This window comes from Streptosporangium roseum DSM 43021, assembly GCF_000024865.1.
Lineage (GTDB): Bacteria > Actinomycetota > Actinomycetes > Streptosporangiales > Streptosporangiaceae > Streptosporangium > Streptosporangium roseum.
Genome location: NC_013595.1, coordinates 7,396,635 through 7,416,396, shown reverse-complemented (window position 1 = coordinate 7,416,396; position 19,762 = coordinate 7,396,635). Strand labels below are relative to the sequence as shown.

The following is a 19,762-nucleotide window of genomic DNA, read 5'->3' as shown; positions in this document are numbered from 1 at the left end:
CACGCGATGCGGGCTGGCCCCTCCCAGGAGGAGATCCGGCGCCACAACCTCGGCGCCCTCCTCCGCCATGTGCACCTCGGCGGCCCCACCTCGCGCGCGGAACTCACCAGCCGGATGGGACTCAACCGCAGCACCATCATGGCCCTCACCGCCGACCTGACCGCCGCGGGCCTGGTCCGGGAGGAGTTGCCCAGGGAGACCGGCCGCGCCGGGCGCCCGTCCCTCGTGGTCCGCCCGGAGTCGGCGCGGGTCTACGTGTTCGCCCTCGACGTGGGCGTCGACCGGCTGGTCGCCGCCCGGGTCGGCCTCGGCGGCACGATCCTGGACCGGCGCGAGGCGGTACGGCGGCGCGGCCCGTTCTCGCTGGACGAGATCGTCGGGCCACTCGCCGGGTTCGCCCGGCAGATGCACCGCAAGACCAGGCCGGACACGGTGTGCGTCGGGGTGGCGGCCGCCTTCGCCGGCGGGGTGAGCCGCAGCGACGGGGTCATCAGGTTCGGGCCGAACATGGGCTCGGTGGACGTGCCGTTCGCCGAGGAGATGGCCCGCAGGCTGGCCTTCGGCCTGCCGGTGACGGTGGGCAACGACGCCAATCTCGCCGCCCTCGCCGAGCACACCCGGGGGGTCGGCGTCGGCTGCCGCGACCTCGTCTACCTCCACGGGGACGTGGGCATCGGCGGCGGCGTGATCGTCAACGGCCAGCTCCTCGGCGGTCACGAGGGCTTCGGCGGTGAGATCGGGCACATGATCGTCAATCCCAAGGGCCGTCCCTGCGGCTGCGGTTCGCTCGGCTGCCTGGAGGCGGAGGCGGGGGAGCGGGCCGTGCTGGAGGCCGCCGGCCGGTTCGGCGCCCAGATGGGCAGGGACGCCGTCCGTGCCGTGGTCGACGCCGCCGACCGCGGCGACATCGTCGCGCAGGCGGCGCTGAGCCGTGTCGGCGACTGGCTGGGCCTGGGCGTCGCCAACCTCGTCAACGTCTTCAACCCCGAGATGGTCGTCTTCGGCGGCATGCTCCGGGAGGTCTACCTCGGCTCCGCCGCGCAGGTCCGCAGCCGTCTGGCCGTCGACGCCCTGCCTCCCTCGCGTGACAGCCTCCGCCTGCGTACGTCGGCCCTCGGCGATGACGCCACCCTCGTCGGCGCCGCCGAGCTCGCCTTCGCCCAGGTCCTCGCCGACCCCCTCGAAGTCCTCGCCCGCGCGGGCTCCTGACCTCTCTTACGGCTCCGGCGCGCGACGCCGGATGCGGACGACCGCCGACACCCCCCACCCGAGGAGTGCCGACGGCCGTCACGTGTCACTTGATCAGGCTGGCCACCAGGTGGCGAAGCTCGATGTGACCGGCCTTGAGCTCGCCCACCTCACCCTCGACCCGTTTCATGGACGATTCGAGGTTTCCGGCGGAGCGCTTGACCGAGGCCACGTCCTCGCGGAGCTCGTCCTGCCCGATCCGGAGTGCCACGGTGGTGATGCGGAGCTCGGCGATGCTCGACCGGAGCCCGTCCTGTCCCTTGCGCAACTCCTGGGTGCTCGCCCGGAGCTCATCGGTGACCGTCCGGAGCTCGTCCTGTCCCTTGCGCAGTTCGTCGGTGACCGTCCGGAGGCCGATCACCTCCGTCCGGAGGTCCGTCGTCGCCGTCCGCAGGTCGTTGAGCACTTCGAACATCGCCGAAGTCATCGCCCTGTTCTCCTCGGTGCGTATGTTGAGCACGGCCACATCGGTCTCCAGGACCTGGATGCGCACGTCTGTCGTGTCCAACGCGTTCTTCTCCTCGCCGTCGGGCAGTAAGGGGGACCGGCCTGGTGTTACGGCGTGGAGGGCACGCAGGCCGTGGCACCACATTACGCAGAGTCAAGCCTCTGTCGTCACTCGTGTCCGGCCCGGAACGGCTGACATTCTCTCCCCGGGAGTGAAGGACTCGTCCCCCGGGTGGAAAGAAACGACCACCCGTCGCGCGGCTGTGGGACGGCGACGGGTGGTCGTGGGAGAGGGAGGGGTCAGGCGACCTTGGACTTGGGAGCGGAGAAGGTGTTGCAGGCGCCGGGGCCCTCCTGGTCGAAGCCGCGCTTCAACCAGTAGGCGATGTTGGCGGCCTTTCCGTGGCTGGCGGTGTCGTAGGCGGCGCGCAGGACGTAGGTGAAGTCGGACTGGCGGCGGTCCAGGGACTGCCAGACGCTGCCGATGAAGGCGCCGCTGAGGCACTCGGCCTGGAGCTCGACCTTGCGGAGCACGGGCAGGAATTCCTTGGCGCTCTTGTACTTCCGGCCGTCGACCGCGCCCATGATCCCGGAGAGCTGCTGCACGTGGTGGCCGTACTCGTGGGCCATCACCTGGAACAGGAACAGCTCGGTCGGCTGGGAGAGGATCGACGGGCTGAGGAAGAAGGTGATCTTCTTGTTGATCGGGCAGTAGACCGCCTGGGCACCCTCGGGGAAGTCACCGCAGCCGGTGGGGCGGCCGATCCGGGAGATTGTTTCGAGCCGGGGCTTGGAGAACGGCAGCTTCGCCTTGGAGAACTGGTACTCCCAGCTCTCGTTGAGGCAGTCCATCAGGAATTCGAGGTAGATCCGCGAGGAGTCGAGGTCGTCGGGGCGGACGGGCTGCTCCTCGCACTTCTTGAGATCGAGCTTCCCGCTCTTGTAGATCGGGTTGCCGGTCAGGGCCGCTTTGCCCGTGGGTACCGGCCCGGACTGCTCGGCGACGCCTGCGCCGGCGGTTCCGGCGAACAGCAGGCTCGCGAGCACGCCGGAGAGCAGGGAGATAAGGGGGGTACGCATGATCCAGAACCCTAGTAGAGGTGAAACTAGGGGTAAAGCGGAATGCGGCCGTGCGGGGAGCACGGCCGCATTCTCGGCTGGAAGGGGTCGGGCGGCGCCGCGGAAGGGTCAGGCGACGCTACGGGAGGAGGCGGTCCAGGTGTTGCATGCGGACGGGGAGGCCGCGTTGAAACCGCGTTCCATCCAGTAGGCCTGGCTGCGGCCCTTGCCGTGGTCGTTGGTCGGCCAGCTCTTGTGACCGTTCTCGTCCACCCACCGGACCATCGCGTCCCACTGCTCCTGCTCGACCGGCAGATCGTCGGCGACCTGCCGCAGGAATGCGGAGCCCAGGCAGTCGGCCTGCAGTTCGAGGCGGCGGGAGAAGGCGAGCTTGGTGGAGGACCTGGCGCGCCAGACGCTCTGGCCGTAGTAGTTCATGATGCCGGCGAGCTGCTGCACGTGGTGCGCGTACTCGTGCGCCATGAACTGGGCGTGGTTCGGCCCGTACGGGTTCTTCAGCACCGCCCGGGTGACCCCGATGTACATGGTGCGGTTGCTGGAGCAGTAGTAGCCGCCCGCGCCGCTGGGCCAGCGGCCGCAGGGGCTGCTCACCCTGGAGGTGACGAAGCGGAGCTTGGGCTGGGCGAAGGGCAGCTTCGCCTTCCTGAACTGGGTCTTCCACATCAGGTTCAGGCAGCGGTTGACGCGGGTCATGAAGGTTCTGTAGGAAGCCGCGCTCCCCGCGCGGATCTGTCCGGTCGCGCACCGCAGGTTGGGCAGCGTGCCCGTCCGGTAGAGGGGGTTGGTCGTCGCGGCGGCGCGGCCGCGCGGGGGAGCCTGCTCCTTCGTGACGGAGGCCTTGGCTGTCTCCGTCACGGAGGTCTTGGCGGTCGACGGAGTGGCGGCGTTCGCGGTACCGACGCCCGTGACCAGGGAGAAAGCCAAGGAAGCGACGATGAGTGACGATAGTTGCCTAAAGGGGAGAGTGCTCATGGTGAGGCAAAGGCTATTGCAAGTGTGAATAAAACGTGCAGAATCCCCTTCCCTGGAGGCAGTGCCCGCCGCGCGAACTAGACTCGGTCTGATGCTGACTGGACAGAGGAGATGATTCCGTGAGTGAGCGGACCGGACGGCCTGGCAGTCTTCTGGAGTCGGTCAAGGGGCCACGGGATCTGAAACTGCTCGGAGCGGCCGAGCTGCCGCGGCTCGCCGCCGAGATCCGGGACCTGCTGGTCAGCTCCACCGCCCGCACCGGCGGTCACCTGGGCCCCAACCTCGGCGTGGTCGAGCTGACGATCGCGCTGCACCGGGTCTTCGACTCGCCGCGCGACCGCATCCTCTGGGACACCGGCCACCAGGCCTACGTCCACAAGATGCTCACCGGCCGCGCGGGGCTGTTCGACACCCTCCGCCAGGAGGGCGGCCTGTCGGGCTACCCGAGCCAGGCCGAGTCCGAGCACGACATCGTCGAGAACTCCCACGCCTCCACCGCGCTGTCATACGCCGACGGCCTGGCCAAGGCCTACAAGGTGCGCCGCGAGAACGACCGGACGGTCGTCGCGGTGATCGGCGACGGAGCGCTCACCGGTGGCATGGCCTGGGAGGCGCTCAACAACATCGCCGCGCACAGGGACCTGCCGCTGATCATCGTCGTCAACGACAACGGCCGCTCCTACTCGCCGACCATCGGCGGCCTCGCCTCGCACCTGGCCTCGCTGCGCGCCACCCAGCGCTACGAGGACGTGCTGGAGTTCGTCAAGGACAACCTGGCGAAGGTCCCCGTGGTCGGCCCCCCGGTCTACGACGCGCTGCACGGTGTGAAGAAGGGCATCAAGGACGTCCTGGCCCCGCAGGTCATGTTCGAGGACCTCGGCCTGAAATACATCGGGCTGGTCGACGGCCACGACGAGCAGGCCGTGGAGGCCGCGCTGCGCAAGGCGCGCGGCTTCCGCCGCCCGGTCATCGTGCACGTGCTCACCAAGAAGGGCTTCGGCTACTCCTTCGCGGAGAACCACGACGAGGACTGCTTCCACTCGCCCACCCCCTTCGACCCGCTGACCGGCGAGGAGAAGCCCAAGCCGCACGGCTGGACCAACGTCTTCAGCCAGGAGATCGTACGGCTCGGCGCCGAGCGTCAGGACATCGTGGCGATCACCGCCGCGATGCTCGGCCCGACCGGCCTGATCCCGTTCTCCGAGGCCTACCCCGACCGTCTCTACGACGTCGGCATCGCCGAGCAGCACGCCCTGACCAGTGCCGCCGGCCTGGCCCTCGGTGGCCTCCACCCGGTGGTCGCCCTCTACTCCACCTTCCTCAACCGGGCCTTCGACCAGCTCCTCATGGACGTCGCCCTGCACCGGCTGCCGGTCACGGTCGTGCTCGACCGGGCGGGCGTCACCGGCGACGACGGCGCCAGCCACAACGGCATGTGGGACCTGTCGATCCTCCAGGTCGTCCCGGGCCTGTCCATCGCCGTCCCGCGCGACGAGCCGCGCCTGCGCGAGCTGCTGGCGGAGGCAGTGCGGGTCGACGACGGCCCCACCGTGATCCGCTACCCCAAGGGGCCGGTGACCGCCGAGATCGAGGCGGTCGGGCAGCTCGGCGGGATGGACGTGCTGCGGGCGGGCGACCCCGACGTGCTGATCGTGTCCGTCGGCCCGATGGCCGAGATGTGCCTGGAGGCCGCCGCCCTGCTCGACGCCCAGGGGATCTCGACCACCGTGGTGGACCCGCGCTGGGTCAAGCCCCTGGACGAGGCCCTGGTGCTGGCCGCCGGCGCGCACAAGCTGGTCGTGGTGGTCGAGGACAGCGGCCGGGTGGGCGGTGTCGGCGACGCGGTCGCCCGGACGCTGCGCGACGCCGACGTGGACGTCCCGGTCCGCACCTACGGCATCCCGCAGCGGTTCCTGGACCACGCGAAGCGGGCGAAGATCCTCAGCGAGATCGGCCTGACCTCGCAGGACATCGCCCGTGAGATCACTGAGGCGGTGGCGAAACGGTCTGCGGTGCTGGAGAACCACCCGGCTCGCTGACCTGTGCCCTCCTGTCCGCGCGGGCCCGCCGGCTGATCACGGCGAGGCCCGCGGCCAGGATGGCGACGCATCCGGCGACCGGCACCATCAGGTGCTCGTTCTGCCGGACGAACTCCCCCGCGAGGGAGCCGAGCACGAGATAGGTGCTCACCCATGCCACGCTGCCGGCCAGCGCCCAGCGGATGAACCGGCTGTACGGCACGCCGAGGGTCCCGGCGAGGACCGGGGTCAGCGCGTTGACCACCGGCAGGAAGTAGGAGGCGGCGAGGGCGGGGCCGCCGCCCTCGCCGGTGGCCATCCGTTCGGCCCGCGCCCAGCGGTGCTCGCCGATCCACCGCCCGGCCCTGCTGTGGCGGACGCGCGAGCCGTACCGGCGGCCGATCATCCAGCCGCCGGTGGCGCCCAGGTAGCACCCGATCACCCCGGCGACCGCCGCCACCGCGATCTCGGCGGGGCCCGTCAGCGCGGTCCCCGCCACGACGATCGCCGCGTCCCCGGGGAGCACGGCCCCGATCAGCAGGGAACCGTCCAGCGCGAGCACCGCCAGCAGCACCGCGCCGACCAGATATGGGTCCAACTGGCCCAGCATGTCCAAGAGCATGCCTCGATGGTGTCGCGGGAGAGAGCGGGAGACATCGGGACTTTCCCCTAAAGAACCCCTAGTTGGCCGTTCAGTCGTTGATCGGGTGGGCATGACCTGATCTGTGGGGGACAGTGACTCCGGAAGGTCAGGAGGGGATCCGTGGAGGTTTTTCGCGTCAAATCGATAGAGCAGTCGATCCAGGACACCGAGGAGCCCGAGCATCGGCTGCGCAAGGATCTCTCCGCGCTCGACCTGACCGTCTTCGGCATCGGCGTCATCGTGGGCACCGGCATCTTCGTGCTCACCGGCCGGGTCGCCAGGGACCTGGCCGGACCCGCGGTCGCCCTGTCGTTCGTGGCCGCCGGGATCGTCTGCGCGCTGGCCGCGCTCTGCTACGCCGAGTTCGCATCCACGGTGCCGGTGGCGGGATCGGCCTACACCTTCGCCTTCGCCACGCTCGGTGAGTTCCCCGCCTGGATCATCGGCTGGGACCTGATGCTGGAGATGATGCTCGGCGCCGCGGTCGTGGCGGTCGGCTGGTCGGGCTACCTGACCTCGCTGCTGGAGTCTCTGGGGATCGTCCTGCCCGACGCGATAGCGGGGGAGGGGGCCACCTTCAACCTGCCCGCTGCGCTGGTCGTGCTGGCCCTCACCGCCATCCTGGTCGCCGGGATCAAGCTCTCCTCCCGGTTCAACCTGATCATCGTCACGATCAAGATCGCGGTGGTCCTGCTCGTCATCGTGGCGGGGCTGTTCTTCATCAACATGGCCAACTACACCCCCTTCATCCCGCCCTCCAAGCCCACCCCCGCCGTCGAGGGCCTGGCCGCGCCGCTGATCCAGGTGCTGTTCGGGATCACCCCCGTCGCCTTCGGCGTGCTGGGCATCTTCAGCGCCGCGGCGATCGTGTTCTTCGCCTACATCGGCTTCGACGTGGTCGCCACCGCGGCGGAGGAGACCCGCGACCCGCGCCGTGACCTGCCGATCGGCATCATCGCCTCGCTGGTCATCTGCACCCTCCTCTACGTCGCGGTCTCCCTGGTCGTCGTCGGCATGCAGCCCTACTCGCAGCTCAGCGAGTCCGCGCCGCTGGCGGACGCGTTCAAGGCGGTCGGCCAGACCTGGGCGGCGACGCTCATCAGCATCGGCGCCCTGGCCGGGCTCACCACCGTCGTGATGATCCTCATGCTCGGCATGTCGCGGGTGATGTTCGCGATGTCGCGCGACAACCTGCTGCCGCGCGGACTGTCCAAGGTCCACCCGAGGTTCGGCACGCCGTACCGGATCACCATCCTGATGGGCGTCATCGTCGCGGTCCTGGCGGGGCTGGTGCCGCTGTCGACGATCGCCGAGCTGGTCAACATCGGCACGCTCTTCGCATTCGTGATCGTCTCGATCGCGGTGGTCATCCTCCGGCGCACCCGCCCCGACCTTCCGCGCTCCTTCCGCACCCCGCTGGTCCCGCTGGTGCCGATCCTGTCGGTGCTGGCCTGCCTCTACCTGATGCTCAACCTCCCGGTGGAGACCTGGCTCAGGTTCGTCGTGTGGATGATCATCGGCGTCGTCGTCTATGTCACGTACGGCTACCGCCACAGCCGGGTGACACGGCGGCCGCTGGACAGCCGGTAGCCGCCGTTCACGCCGTGGGTGGACCCGGGGCCCGGCGAGGCGGGCGGAGGGCTCAGATGTGGAAGAGAGGGCCGGTGAGGGCGGTCATCTCGCAGCGGTTGTCGTAGGTCCTGTCGAACCAGACAGGCCTGCCCTCCCAGGTGCCGAGGGCCCGCACGGTGTGCGGGAGGTACTCCTCCGGGCAGATCATGTCGATGTCGTAGGTGAGCTTGGACAGGTCGCCGCCGACCTTGCGGAGCAGGCCGCAGGCCGTGAAGGGGTCGGGATGGCTGCCGCCCTCCCGGTCGCAGGTGAGGGAGACGCCGCCGCCCGTGCCGTCGGCCACGGAGAGGGTGAGGGTCAGGGCCGAGCCGCCCCCGGGGACGGGTGAGCGGTCCGAGGCGGCCGGGGGAACGGGGGGCCGCTCCGAGGCGGGCGAGGCGGCCGGGGGCAGCGCGGTCGCGAAGGCGAACACCGCCGCCGCGGAGACGATCTTGACGGTTCTCACATGAGGGGTGATTCCCCGGCAGGGTAATGCCCCGGCCCTCTTCCGGTAAAAGAATCCGCCCGTTCTCCGGCCGGACATCCCCTACGGCGGGCCGGCGCGCCCGGCCGGGGCGGAAGTGCCGGCCCGGCGCGTTCGGCCGGGGCGGACGTACCGGGCGCGGGGAAGAGGCGCCCGGTACGTCCCGCCCCGCGCCCCCCCGCGCTCGGTCGGCCCACGGGACAGCGGGCGCGGGACGGGGACGGCCGGGGAGGCCGGGATCGGAGGTGACGCTAGGCGGGGACGGAGGCCACGCCCGGCGGCAGGAAGCGCGGCTCGGCGATCCCGGTCCGGTCCAGGTACGGGGTGATGCCGCCCAGGTGGAACGGCCAGCCCGCGCCGAGGATCATGCACAGGTCGATGTCCTGGGCGGCCGCGACCACGCCTTCGTCGAGCATGAGGCGGATCTCCTCCTCAAGCGCCCGCAGCGCGCGCAGCCGTACCTCCTCGGCGGTCGACGGGGAGGTCCCGCCGGAGAAGAGGGCCACCGCCTCGGCGTCCAGGGAGAAGTCCGGGGCGTAGACGCCGGGCTTGCCCGCCGCGACCAGCCGGGCGAGGTTGTCCGACACGCCGTAGCGGGCCGGGAAGGCCGCGTGCATGGTCTCGGCGACGTGCAGCGCGACGGCCGGGCCGACGAGCTGGAGCAGGGTGAACGGGGTCATCGGCAGGCCGAGCCCGTCCAGCGCGTGGTCGGCGACCTCCAGGGGGGTGCCCTCGTCGACGGCGCCGATGACCTCGCCCATGAACCGGGTCAGGAGCCGGTTGACCACGAACGCGGGCGCGTCCTTGACCAGCACGGACGACTTCTTCAGCGACCGGCCGACCGAGAAGGCCGTGGCCAGCGTCGCGTCGTCGGTCTCGGCGCCCCGGATGATCTCCAGCAGCGGCATCACGGCCACCGGGTTGAAGAAGTGGAAGCCCACGACCCGCTCGGGGTGCCTCAGCGAGGAGGCCATCTCGGTGAGCGGCAGCGAGGAGGTGTTGGTGGCCAGCACGCACTCGGCGGAGACGACCTCCTCCACCTCGGCGAACACCTTCTGCTTGACCTTCAGGTCCTCGAAGACCGCCTCGATGACGAAGTCGGCGTCGGCGAACGCGTCCTTGGTCAGCGAACCGGTCACCAGGGCCTTGAGCCGGTTGGCCTGGTCGCCGGAGACGCGGCCCTTGCCGAGGAGCTTGTCGATCTCGGCGTGGACGTAGCCGACACCCTTGTCCAGCCGGGCCTGGTCCAGGTCGGTCAGCACGACCGGGACCTCCAGGCGGCGCGCGAACAGCAGCGCCATCTGGGAGGCCATCAGGCCCGCGCCGACGACGCCGACCTTGGTGACCTTGCGGGCCAGGGCCTTGTCGGGAGCGCCGGCGGGCTTCTTGGCCCGGCGCTGCACCAGGTCGAAGGAGTAGAGGCCGGCGCGGAGCTCGTCGCCCATGAGGAGGTCGGCCAGGGCCTGGTCCTCGGCGTCGAAGCCCTCGTCGCGCGAGGCGGTGCGGGCCAGCTCGATCAGCTCCAGCGCCCGGTAGGGGGCGGGGGAGGCGCCGTGCAGCTTCATGTCGACCAGGAAGCGGGCGTCGGCGACGGTCTTGGACCAGTCCTCGGCGGTGTGGTCGGTCCGGGAGACGGTCACCTCGCCGCGCAGCACCCGGGCCGCCCAGCGCAGCGACTCCTCCAGGAAGTCGGCGGGCTCGAACATCGCGTCGGCGACGCCGGCCGCGAAGGCGTCGCGGCCCTTGATCATGCGGTTCTGCGAGAGCGGGTTCTCGATGATCAGCTTGATGGCCGCGGCCGGGCCGATCAGGCGGGGCAGCAGCTGGGTGCCGCCCCAGCCGGGCACCAGGCCCAGGAAGCACTCGGGCAGGGCCACCGCGGGCACGCCGGAGGAGATGGTCCGGTAGGTGCAGTGGAGGGCGACCTCCAGGCCGCCGCCCATCGCCGCGCCGTTCACGAACGCGAACGACGGCACCTCCAGCTCGCCGAGGCGGCGGAACACCTCGTGGCCCAGCTTGCCGATCCGCAGCGCCTGGTCCCGCTCGGAGACCGTCGCGGCGCCCTTGAGGTCGGCGCCCACCGCGAAGATGAACGGCTTGCCGATAACGCCCACGGCCGCCAGGTCGCCGCGGCCGGCCACCGAGTCCAGAGCCTCGTCCAGCGAGGTGAGGCCTCCGGGGCCGAACGTGGACGGCTTGGTGTGGTCGAAGCCGTTGTCCAGCGTGATCAGGGCCATCGTGCCCGCGCCGTACGGCAGCTCCACGTCGCGGACGATCGCCCTGGTGACGACCTCGTCGGCGAAGAGTTCCTTGATGTCCGTCACTTCTTACCTTCCCAGCCCAGGTTCTCCCAGATGACCGTTCCGCCCATGCCCATGCCGACGCACATCGTGGTCACGCCGTACCGGACGTCGGGGCGCTCGCCGAACTCCCGGGCGAGCTGCGTCATCAGCCGCACGCCGGAGGAGGCCAGCGGGTGGCCGAAGGCGATCGCGCCGCCGTAGGGGTTGACGCGCGCGTCGTCGTCGGCGATGCCGAAGTGCTCCAGGAACGCCAGCACCTGCACGGCGAAGGCCTCGTTGATCTCGAACAGGCCGATGTCGGAGATCGAGAGCCCGGCCAGGCGGAGCGCCCGCTCGGTGGACGGGATCGGGCCGACGCCCATGACCTCGGGGTCCACGCCCGCGAAGGCGTAGGAGACCAGGCGCATCTTGGGGGCGAGGCCGAGCTCCTCGGCGACGTCGGAGGCGGCCACGATGCAGCCGGTCGCTCCGTCGTTGATCCCGGAGGCGTTGCCCGCGGTGACCCGGCCGTGCGGGCGGAAGGGGGTCTTCAGCGTGGCGAGCCCCTCAAGGGTGGTTCCGGGACGGGGCCCCTCGTCGGCGGTGGCCAGGCCCCAGCCCTTCTCCGCCGACCGGGTGGCCATCGGGACCAGGTCGGGCTGGATCCGGCCGTCGGCGTAGGCCTTGGCGACCTTCTCCTGGGAGGCGAGGGCGAAGGCGTCCGCGCGCTCCTTGGTGATGGCCGGGTAGCGGTCGTGCAGGTTCTCCGCGGTCATGCCCATGACCAGGGCGGAGCCGTCCACGAGCTGCTCGGCCAGGAACCGGGGGTTGGGGTCCACGCCCTCACCCATCGGGTGGCGGCCCATGTGCTCGACACCACCGGCGATGGCGACGTCGTAGGCGCCGAAGGCGATGCCTCCGGCGACCGAGGTCACGGCGGTCATGGCGCCGGCGCACATGCGGTCGATCGAGTAGCCGGGGACGCTCTTGGGCAGCCCGGCCAGCACCGCGGCGGAGCGGCCGATGGTCAGGCCCTGGTCGCCGATCTGCGTGGTGGCCGCGATGGCCACCTCGTCGACGCGCTCCGGCGGCAGGTTGGGATTACGCCGGATCAGCTCGCGGATGACGCGGATCACCAGGTCGTCGGCGCGCGTCTCGGCATACAGCCCCTTGGGGCCCGACCTGCCGAACGGCGTGCGCACACCGTCGACGAATACGACGTCACGAGAGGAAGGCACGGGGTTCGCTCCTCGTTGCTGGATGGCTTCCCCCCTATGCTACTGGTCGGTAACAACACCTCGTGCGATCAGGGGGCCCGTGCGTCCGGGATGCGGGGAAGGGGTGTCTCTGGCAGACTTGGAAATCGCTTTCCTGGAGGTTGCCGATGGTCACGCTCGAGGACGTCGCACAGCAGGCGGGCGTCTCGCTCGCCACGGCGTCGAGGGTGCTCAACGGAAGCACCCGGCAGGTGGGGGCCTCCCTGCGCGCCAAGGTGGAGCTGGCCGCCGCCCAGCTCGGCTACCGGACCAACGTGGCCGCCCAGACGCTGGCCCGGGGGGCCAGCAACGTGATCGGGCTGGTGGTCCACGACCTCACCGACCCCTACTTCGCCGCGCTCGCGGACGGGGCCATGCGGGTGGCGGACAGCCAGGGACTCGTGGTCATGGTCGGCACCACGCACCGCGACCCCGAGCGGGAGATCTCCTACGTCTCGGCCCTGAACGCGCAGCGGGTCTGCGCCGTGCTGCTCGCCGGATCCCGGATCGCCGACCCCCACGTGACCCGCAGGCTCCGGGAGGAGCTCGACCGCTACCGGGAGACCGGCGGCCGGGTGGCCTGCGTCGGCCAGGACCTGCTCGGGGCCGACACGGTGGTGCCGGGCAACCGTGAGGGCGCCGCCGCGCTGGCCCGGGCCCTCGCCGGACTGGGGCACCGCCGCTTCGCCGTACTGGCCGGCCCCGCCGGGCTGATCACGGCCCGCGACAGGGTGGCGGGGTTCGCCGGGGTGCTCGCCGAGCTCGGCCTGCCCGTCCCGCAGATCGTGCACGGCTCCTTCGACCGGGACGGCGGCTACGCGGCGGCGGCCGAGGTCTCCGGCGCCACGTGCGTGTTCGCCGTCAACGACGTGATGGCGGTGGGGGCGCTGGCGGCCTTCAGGGACCGGGGGATCCGGGTGCCGGACGACATCTCCGTGGCGGGATTCGACGACATCGTCACCCTGCGGGACCTGGTCCCGGCCCTCTCCACGGTACGGCTGCCGCTCACCGACATGGGCGCCCGCGCGCTGGAGCTGGCCCTCGACGCCGCGGAGGAGGTCCGGGTCGAGCCCGTGGCCGGCGAGGTGGTCCTGCGGGAGAGCACGCGCGGGCCCGCCTGAGGCCGTCTCCCGGCACGACGAACGGCCCGGACATCCCGCGGGGCGTCCGGGCCGTTCGCGTCGTAGGAGGCGGTCAGCGGTTGCTGAGCGTCGGTTGCCCCTGCTCGTTCATGGGCGGGACGGTGATCTGCCCGCGTAGCCAGCGGATCGTCCAGATGACCCCGTCGCCATAGGCGGGAGGATGCTGACGGCCCCGGCCGAGCTGCCGGGACACGTCCTCGGCGGCGCTCTCCTCCATTCCGAGATTGAGTCCGGTCGGCCCGTGAATGGGGCGCGGGGTGTTGCGGACGGGGGACTTCGAGCGGAGGCCGAGCAGCCATTCACACACGGCGACCGTTCCGGAGCACCATGCCTTCTCCCGCTCGCCCGGCATGCTCCGCAGGCCCTCCCGGGCCAGCTCGGCGACCCGGTTGATCTCGGCCTCGGTGCGAAGGATCACCCCGCGGCCGCCGACCAGATGCCCCCAGCCGGTGGAGGAGCGGCGACCGGGCATCGGCACCCCGTCCTTGGCACCGATCAACCAGTGCAGGGCGCTGATGACCCCGTCGGCCGGAACGACCCGGCCCTCGCGCGGAACCCGCTCGGCGGCATCGATCTCCGCGCGCGCTTCGGCGAGAGTGGGCAAGGCTCCCGATGCCGGGCGGCCGCTGATCGGCGCCTGGTCACGCTTGCCGAGGGCCCACAGAATGGCCTCTCCCTGTCCTGAGGGGGCCGACTCCGGATTGGCGGCCTCCCACTCCCTTATGGCTTCGAACACAGCCGTTACATGCTCCTGCGGCCGCTGTACGGCGGGGCTCGCTTCGCTCTCTGCGGTCGTCATAACCCCCACCGTACGGTTACCCGCCCACCGCTCCGGCGTGAAGCCGGGATCGGGACCGGATGGACACCTCCGTTCCGCGCTTCCGGCCCCGGCGTGTCAGCCTCCGACGAGCTCATCGAACCTGGTCATGATCCTGGGCAGCACCTCGTCGGGATCGGCGGCCCACACGTCGGCGTTGAAGATCTCCACCTCGATGTCCCCGGTGTAACCCGCCTCGGTCACGGCCGTGGTCAGAGGTGCGAAGTCGATCACGCCGTCGCCCATCACCCCCCGGCCGAGCAGCACGTCGGCCGGGAGAGGGGACAGGAAGTCGCACACCTGGTAGCTCGCGATCCGCTCCCCGGCCCTGGCGATCTGCCGGAAGACCTCCGGGTCCCACCAGACGTGGAAGGTGTCGACGACGACGCCGACCTGCTCCACCGGGTACGGATCCGCGAGGTCCAGGGCCTGGCCGAGGGTGGACAGCACCGCCCGGTCGGCGCAGTACATCGGGTGGAGCGGCTCCAGGGCCAGCCTGACCCCGCGCTCACCGGCGTACGGGGCGAGGACGGCCAGCGCCTCGGCGACCCGCTCCCGGGCGCCCGCCAGATCCCGCGAGATCGCGCCCAGGGGCTCGCCGGGGACCACGCCCGGCAGGCCACCGACCACCATGACCAGGCACGCGGCCTTCAGAGCGGCGGCCTCGTCGATCGCCCTGCGGTTGTCGTCGAGCGCGTCCCCCGAGGTCAGGAAGCCGCCCCGGCACAGGGACGACACCCGTAGCCCGGCGTCCCGGACCAGCTCGACGGTCTCGTCCAGCCCCTGCTCGGCGACGTCCTGCCGCCACAGGCCGATGGCCTCGACGCCGTGCCGTACGCATCCGTCGACGGCCTCGGCCACCGACCACCGCCTGGTCGTCCACTGGTTCAGCGCGAAACGGCTCACGGCCCGTCCGCCGCCGGTCTCCGCGCTCACAGTCCGTGCACCGCCAGCAGGGACCTCATCCGGGAGACCGCCAGCCCGGGGTCGGCCAGCAGCCCGGCCCGGTCGGCCAGACGGAAGACCTCGCTCAGATGGGGGAGCGACCGGGCAGCCTGGGCGCCGTTGACCATGCAGAAGGCGTCCTGGTGGCCGTTGAGCCAGGCCAGGAAGACGATGCCGGTCTTGTAGTTGTAGGTCGGCGCCTCGAAGATCTTCCGTGAGAGGGCAACCGTCGGGTCCATGATCTCGTCGTAGCCGTCGAGGTCGCCCGCGTCGAGCGCGTGCAGGGCCGCGGCCGCCGCCGGGGCGATCGCGTCGAAGATGCCCAGCAGCGCGTGGCTGCCCGACTTGATCAGTGAGGGGTAGTTGAAGTCGTCGCCGGTGTACAGCCTGACGCCCTCGGGCAGCGCCGCGCGCAGCCCGATCTCATGCTCGGCGTCCAGCAGCGAGACCTTGACCCCGTCCACCATCGGCGCGTGCTCGCCGATCAGCGCCAGGAACGACGCGGTGGCCTCGGCCACGTCCCCCGAGCCCCAGTAGCCCGCGAGGTGCGGGTCGAACATCTCGCCGAGCCAGTGCAGGATCACCGGCCGGTCGACCTGGGAGAGCAGCTTGCCGTAGACCGTGTGGTAGTCCTCGGGCCCGCGCGCGATCCCGGCGAGCTGGCGGCTGGCCATGACGACGACGCCGGCGCCGGCGTTCCGCACGGTCTCGATCTGCTCGGTGTAGGCGGCCACGACCTCGTCCAGCGTCCCGGCCCGTGGCGCGTGGTCGGTGCCCGCACCGCAGGCCACCAGCGCGGCCGGGTCGCCGAAGGCCGCCGCCTCGGCGGCGCTGCGCCCGATGAGCTCGCGGGTGGCCGCCCAGTCCAGGCCCATGTTGCGCTGCGCGGTGTCCATGGCGTCGGCGACCCGCAGGCCGTGGGACCACAGATGGCGGCGGAAGCGCAGCGTGGCGTCCCAGTCGACGGCGGCGGGGGAGCCGGGGGTGTTGTCGCCGAGCGGGTCGGCGACGACGTGGGCGGCGGCGTAGACGGTGCGGCTCTTCGCGGGACCGGGGGGCCTGGCCCAGGTGACCGGCTCGCGCAGGGTGTGCTCCCCGCCGGGCAGTGTGATCCTCATCAGGGCTCCACCGGCAGGCGGCGGCCCTCGGCGGAGGAGCGCAGGCCCAGCTCGGCGAGGCGGACGCCGCGCGCGCCGGAGGCGAAGTCGTGCGGGAACGGCGCGTCCTCGATCACGTGGCGGACGAACATCTCCCACTGGATCTTGAAGCCGTTGTCGAAGTCGGCGTTGTCGGGCACCTCCTGCCAGCCGTCGCGGAAGCGCGCGGTGACGGGGAGGTCGGGGTTCCAGACCGGCTTGGGGGTGGTGGCGCGGTGCTGGACGCGGCAGTCGCGCAGCCCCGCGACCGCGCTGCCGTGCGTGCCGTCCACCTGGAACTCCACCAGCTCGTCCCGGTGCACCCTGACGTTCCAGGAGGAGTTGATCTGGGCCACGATGCCGTTCTCGAGCTCGAACACGCCGTAGGCGGCGTCGTCGGCGGTGGCCGGGTAGGTCCTGCCCTCCTCGTCCACCCGCTCGGGGATGTGGGTGACGGCCTGGGCGTAGACCGACCGGACCCGGCCGAACAGGTTCTCCAGCACGTAGGCCCAGTGCGGGAACATGTCCAGCACGATGCCGCCGCCGTCCTCGGCGCGGTAGTTCCACGAGGGGCGCTGCGCGGCCTGCCAGTCCCCCTCGAAGACCCAGTAGCCGAACTCGCCGCGCACCGACAGGATCCGGCCGAAGAAGCCGCCGTCGATCAGGCGCTTGAGCTTGAGCAGTCCCGGCAGGAAGAGCTTGTCCTGCACGACGCCGTTCTTCACGCCTCTGGCGGTCGCGGCCTCGGCCAGCGCCAGTGCCTCCTCGAAGGTCTCCGCGGTCGGCTTCTCGGCGTAGATGTGCTTGCCCGCCTCGATCGCCTTCAGCACGGCCTTCACCCGGGCCTGGGTGACCTGGGCGTCGAAGTAGATGAGGTTGCCGTCGTCGGCCAGGGCCGCGTCCAGGTCGGTGGTCCAGTCGGCGATGCCGTGCTCGGCGGCGAGCCTGGCGAGTTTCTCCGGGCTCCGGCCCACCAGTACGGGCTTGAGCGTGACCCGGCTGCCGTCGGACAGCGCCACGCCGCCCTGCTCGTTGATCGCCAGGACCGATCGGACCAGGTGCTGGCGGTAGCCCATCCGGCCGGTGACGCCGTTCATCACGACGCCGATGCTTCGCGGGGACATCTTCTCAAGCCTCCTCTGGAAAGCGCTTTCCAGATTACCGTACGGCAGCCGCCATGCTCTCGGCAAGCGCTTACCGTGGGAGGTCAGGGCGGACCGGCCGGTGGCGGGCCGCGGGGATGCTGGGATGCCGCGCGCGGGGGTGGACGCGGGCGCGTGCCGGAAAGTCATTCGGGGTCAGATGATCGCCCGCTGGAAATGGACATAAGTCTGCATGTCGTACATAGCGCATAAAAGATGTAGAAATGGGGGGATTGTTGCTGGAAGTGCGGCATGGAAAGGCGTGGCGGCACGCGGATGCCGCCCATTCGAGGGGTCTCGAGGATCGCCGTCTCAGTGGGGAGAGGGGGAGGGTGCGGATCGCCCGAGATGTCCACCGGAGGAACTTAAGGGACACATCATGTCTAAAGGGACTTTCCAGGCAGGTGTATTAAATCTCGCCTTTGGTCTCCAGCCGGATCAGCGCCTTGGCCATCGGATGGGCGGTCAGGCCGATCTGCCACTCCCGGGCGCCCAGCTCGCGCAGCCGGGCGGAGATGGTCCCCTCGTCGATCACCGAGGGCGGCTCCCAGGTCAGGCGGCGCACGGCGTCGGGCTGGACCAGGTTCTCCGTCGGCATGTGGTGCTCGTCGGCGAGGGCGGCCACCACGGCCCTGGCGGCGGCCAGCCGCCGGGCGGCGACCGGGTCGCGGTCCATCCACCGGTTGGCGGGCGGCGGCCCGTCACCCGGGGTGCTGGGCTGCGGCAGCTCCGAGTCCGGCAGCGCGCGGCCCCTGCCGATCGCGGCCAGCCAGTCGCGCAGGTGCCGGCGGGCGCTGCGGCCGGTGAACGGGGGGATCTCGGTGAGCGCCTTGGTGGTGCGGGGCAGCTCCAGGGCTGCGGTGACGATCGCCGAGTCGGGCAGGACCCGGCCGGGGGCGATGTCCGACTCGCGGGCGAACTCGTCGCGGAGCGTCCACAGCTCCCGGACCACGGCCAGCCCGCGCAGCGAGCGGACCTTGTGGATCCCGGAGGTGCGCCGCCACGGATCCGAGCGCGGCGCGGGTGACTTGTACGCCAGCACCGAGGCGAACTCCTCCTGCGCCCAGGCCAGCTTCCCGCTGGTCTTCAGCTCCTCGTGGAGGACGTCCCGCAGCTCGACCAGGACCTCCACGTCGAGCGCCGCGTAGCGCAGCCAGTCTTCCGGCAGCGGGCGGGTGGACCAGTCGGCGGCCGAGTGACCCTTCTCCAGCTTCAGCCCGAGGACGTTCTCCACCATCATGCCGAGCCCGACCCGCTCGTAGCCGAGCAGCCTCCCGGCCAGCTCGGTGTCGAACAGCTCCCGGGGATGGAAGCCCAGCTCCGCCAGGCACGGAAGGTCCTGGGAGGCCGCGTGCAGCACGACCTCCGCGCCGGCCAGCACCGTGTCGAGCTCCGACAGGTCCGGGCAGTAGGTCGGGTCGATCAGCGCGCTTCCCGCACCCGCGCGGCGCAGCTGCACCAGGTAGGCGCGGCCGCTGTAGCGATAGCCGGAGGCCCGCTCGGCGTCCACGGCGACCGGGCCGGTGCCCTCGGCGAAGGCGCGCACGACGCGTGCGAGGCCCGCGGGATCCTCGATGACGGGTGGGATTCCCTCTCGCGGCTCCAGCAGCGGAACGATGGTTGTCTCGTCGGTCACGTTCGGAAGGGCTCCGGATCTTCGCGACGGCGTGGCGGCAGGGTCGCCACGTCGGGTGGCAGGGGTGGTATACCCGCCGCAAGGCACATCAGATCGCACCAGGCGGCGACATGGCCGGAAAGATCCTCCTCCAGCGGAGACCAGGAGGCGCGCAGCTCCAGCTCCGTGGTCACCGGGTCCTCGGCCTTGTTGCCGAAGCCCTCGGAGACCGCCCGGGTGACGGTCCCCCCGGCGGCGGCGTAACCGGCGCCGTGCGCGTCGAGTGACTCGGTGAGCCAGCTCCACGCGACGGGGCCGAGCAGCGGATCCTCGGTGATCTCCGGCTCCATGTCCGCCCGGACGTAGGCGACCAGGCGGAACGGCCCGTCCCAGCCGCGCTGGCCGTCCGGGTCGAAGAGCATGATGAGGCGGCCGACCGCCAGCTCGTCGTCGTCGCGATAGACCGACGCGCCGATGGCCGCGGAGTAGGGGGCCAGGCGCTGGGGCGCCGGGATGTCCTCCAGCTCGATCTCCGGTCTGACCTCGGCAGGGCGCAGAGTGGCCGCCGCACGCCGGAAAGCGGCGGGAGCGGGCGGTGCGTCACCGAGGGTCATATCGGAAGAGTAGGTCGGAACTGAGCGCATTGGGACCACTGGGGTGTGTGTAGGAGCCATTGGAGCCAATCAAGCCGCTGCCATCGACCGGCGGAGGGCGGGCGCGCCCTCGCCATCGGGGATCCCGAGGAACAGCGCGTGACCGCACTCGGCGCAGGCCCACTCCGGGCACAGGCCCGGCCCGTGGCCGTCGGAACAGGGGGGCTGCTCGAAAACCCGCTCGGCGGCACAGGAAGCACAGTGCTCACCGCGGCGTTCGGGTGAACTCCACATCGTGGACATCGCACGGGCCTTTCGTCGGGTCGTGGTC

17 protein-coding genes are annotated in these 19,762 nt (G+C 71.1%); 4 read left to right on the top strand and 13 right to left on the bottom strand.

The annotated features are described in order from the left end of the window. Positions 1–6 precede the first annotated feature (6 nt). Positions 7–1,209 (top strand): ROK family transcriptional regulator, encoded by a 1,203-nt coding sequence (locus tag SROS_RS32540; protein ID WP_043653367.1) that lies wholly within the window; start codon positions 7–9, stop codon positions 1,207–1,209. Between the two features lie 85 nt (positions 1,210–1,294). On the opposite strand, the gene SROS_RS32535 is transcribed toward SROS_RS32540, so the two are convergent. From SROS_RS32535 to SROS_RS32525, 3 genes are all read right to left on the bottom strand, one after another. Beyond that, positions 1,295–1,756 carry a hypothetical protein gene (locus SROS_RS32535; protein ID WP_148269276.1) on the bottom strand — a complete coding sequence of 154 codons (462 nt, stop codon included), beginning with the start codon at positions 1,754–1,756 and terminating at the stop codon, positions 1,295–1,297. 239 nt (positions 1,757–1,995) lie between these two features. Next, the gene (locus SROS_RS32530) at positions 1,996–2,775 is read right to left on the bottom strand and encodes a neutral zinc metallopeptidase (RefSeq protein WP_012893176.1); all 780 of its coding nucleotides are present in this window, start codon (positions 2,773–2,775) and stop codon (positions 1,996–1,998) included. A 108-nt stretch (positions 2,776–2,883) separates the two neighbouring features. Next, a complete protein-coding gene (locus SROS_RS32525; protein WP_052317087.1) occupies positions 2,884–3,699 on the bottom strand; it encodes a neutral zinc metallopeptidase in 816 nt (271 codons plus the stop codon). Positions 3,700–3,866: 167 nt separating this feature from the next. Here SROS_RS32525 and dxs point away from each other — a divergent pair, with 167 nt between their 5' ends. Beyond that, on the top strand, positions 3,867–5,786 hold the full coding sequence (gene dxs, locus SROS_RS32520) for a 1-deoxy-D-xylulose-5-phosphate synthase (protein ID WP_012893174.1): 1,920 nt from the start codon (positions 3,867–3,869) through the stop codon (positions 5,784–5,786). Here the strand turns inward: dxs and SROS_RS32515 are convergent. Next, positions 5,731–6,387, bottom strand: coding sequence for a DedA family protein (locus tag SROS_RS32515; protein ID WP_052317086.1), 657 nt, complete (start codon positions 6,385–6,387; stop codon positions 5,731–5,733). The genes dxs and SROS_RS32515 overlap by 56 nt on opposite strands. Positions 6,388–6,528: 141 nt before the next feature. On the opposite strand from SROS_RS32515, the gene SROS_RS32510 reads away from it, so the two are divergent. Next, the gene (locus SROS_RS32510) at positions 6,529–7,998 is read left to right on the top strand and encodes an amino acid permease (protein WP_012893172.1); all 1,470 of its coding nucleotides are present in this window, start codon (positions 6,529–6,531) and stop codon (positions 7,996–7,998) included. Between the two features lie 52 nt (positions 7,999–8,050). On the opposite strand, the gene SROS_RS32505 is transcribed toward SROS_RS32510, so the two are convergent. The 3 genes from SROS_RS32505 to SROS_RS32495 all read right to left on the bottom strand — a co-directional run bounded on the left by SROS_RS32505 (position 8,051) and on the right by SROS_RS32495 (position 12,023). Next, positions 8,051–8,485, bottom strand: coding sequence for an SSI family serine proteinase inhibitor (locus tag SROS_RS32505; RefSeq protein WP_012893171.1), 435 nt, complete (start codon positions 8,483–8,485; stop codon positions 8,051–8,053). A gap of 269 nt (positions 8,486–8,754) precedes the next feature. Next, on the bottom strand, positions 8,755–10,827 hold the full coding sequence (locus tag SROS_RS32500; RefSeq protein ID WP_012893170.1) for a 3-hydroxyacyl-CoA dehydrogenase NAD-binding domain-containing protein: 2,073 nt from the start codon (positions 10,825–10,827) through the stop codon (positions 8,755–8,757). Beyond that, entirely contained in the window at positions 10,824–12,023 is a 1,200-nt protein-coding gene (locus tag SROS_RS32495; RefSeq protein WP_012893169.1) for a thiolase family protein, read from the bottom strand. Before SROS_RS32495 ends, SROS_RS32500 begins: the two co-directional genes overlap by 4 nt. 146 nt (positions 12,024–12,169) lie before the next feature. Between SROS_RS32495 and SROS_RS32490 the strand changes: the two genes are divergently transcribed. Further along, positions 12,170–13,162, top strand: a complete 993-nt coding sequence (locus SROS_RS32490) for a LacI family DNA-binding transcriptional regulator (protein WP_012893168.1) — start codon at positions 12,170–12,172, stop codon at positions 13,160–13,162. Positions 13,163–13,235: 73 nt separating this feature from the next. Here SROS_RS32490 and SROS_RS32485 read toward each other — a convergent pair whose 3' ends face one another. The 6 genes from SROS_RS32485 to SROS_RS32460 all read right to left on the bottom strand — a co-directional run bounded on the left by SROS_RS32485 (position 13,236) and on the right by SROS_RS32460 (position 19,452). After that, complete coding sequence (locus SROS_RS32485) at positions 13,236–13,919, bottom strand: hypothetical protein (protein WP_043653358.1); 684 nt, start codon at positions 13,917–13,919, stop codon at positions 13,236–13,238. 159 nt (positions 13,920–14,078) lie between these two features. Beyond that, positions 14,079–14,936 (bottom strand): sugar phosphate isomerase/epimerase family protein, encoded by an 858-nt coding sequence (locus tag SROS_RS32480; RefSeq protein WP_012893166.1) that lies wholly within the window; start codon positions 14,934–14,936, stop codon positions 14,079–14,081. Further along, positions 14,933–16,063, bottom strand: a complete 1,131-nt coding sequence (locus SROS_RS32475; protein ID WP_012893165.1) for a dihydrodipicolinate synthase family protein — start codon at positions 16,061–16,063, stop codon at positions 14,933–14,935. The genes SROS_RS32480 and SROS_RS32475 overlap by 4 nt, the downstream gene beginning before the upstream one ends. Beyond that, positions 16,063–17,205 carry a Gfo/Idh/MocA family protein gene (locus SROS_RS32470; protein WP_012893164.1) on the bottom strand — a complete coding sequence of 381 codons (1,143 nt, stop codon included), beginning with the start codon at positions 17,203–17,205 and terminating at the stop codon, positions 16,063–16,065. The genes SROS_RS32475 and SROS_RS32470 overlap by 1 nt, the downstream gene beginning before the upstream one ends. 427 nt (positions 17,206–17,632) lie before the next feature. Then, a complete protein-coding gene (locus SROS_RS32465) occupies positions 17,633–18,859 on the bottom strand; it encodes a ribonuclease D (RefSeq protein WP_012893163.1) in 1,227 nt (408 codons plus the stop codon). Continuing rightward, positions 18,856–19,452 carry a DUF3000 domain-containing protein gene (locus SROS_RS32460; protein WP_012893162.1) on the bottom strand — a complete coding sequence of 199 codons (597 nt, stop codon included), beginning with the start codon at positions 19,450–19,452 and terminating at the stop codon, positions 18,856–18,858. Before SROS_RS32460 ends, SROS_RS32465 begins: the two co-directional genes overlap by 4 nt. Between the last annotated feature and the right edge of the window lie 310 nt (positions 19,453–19,762).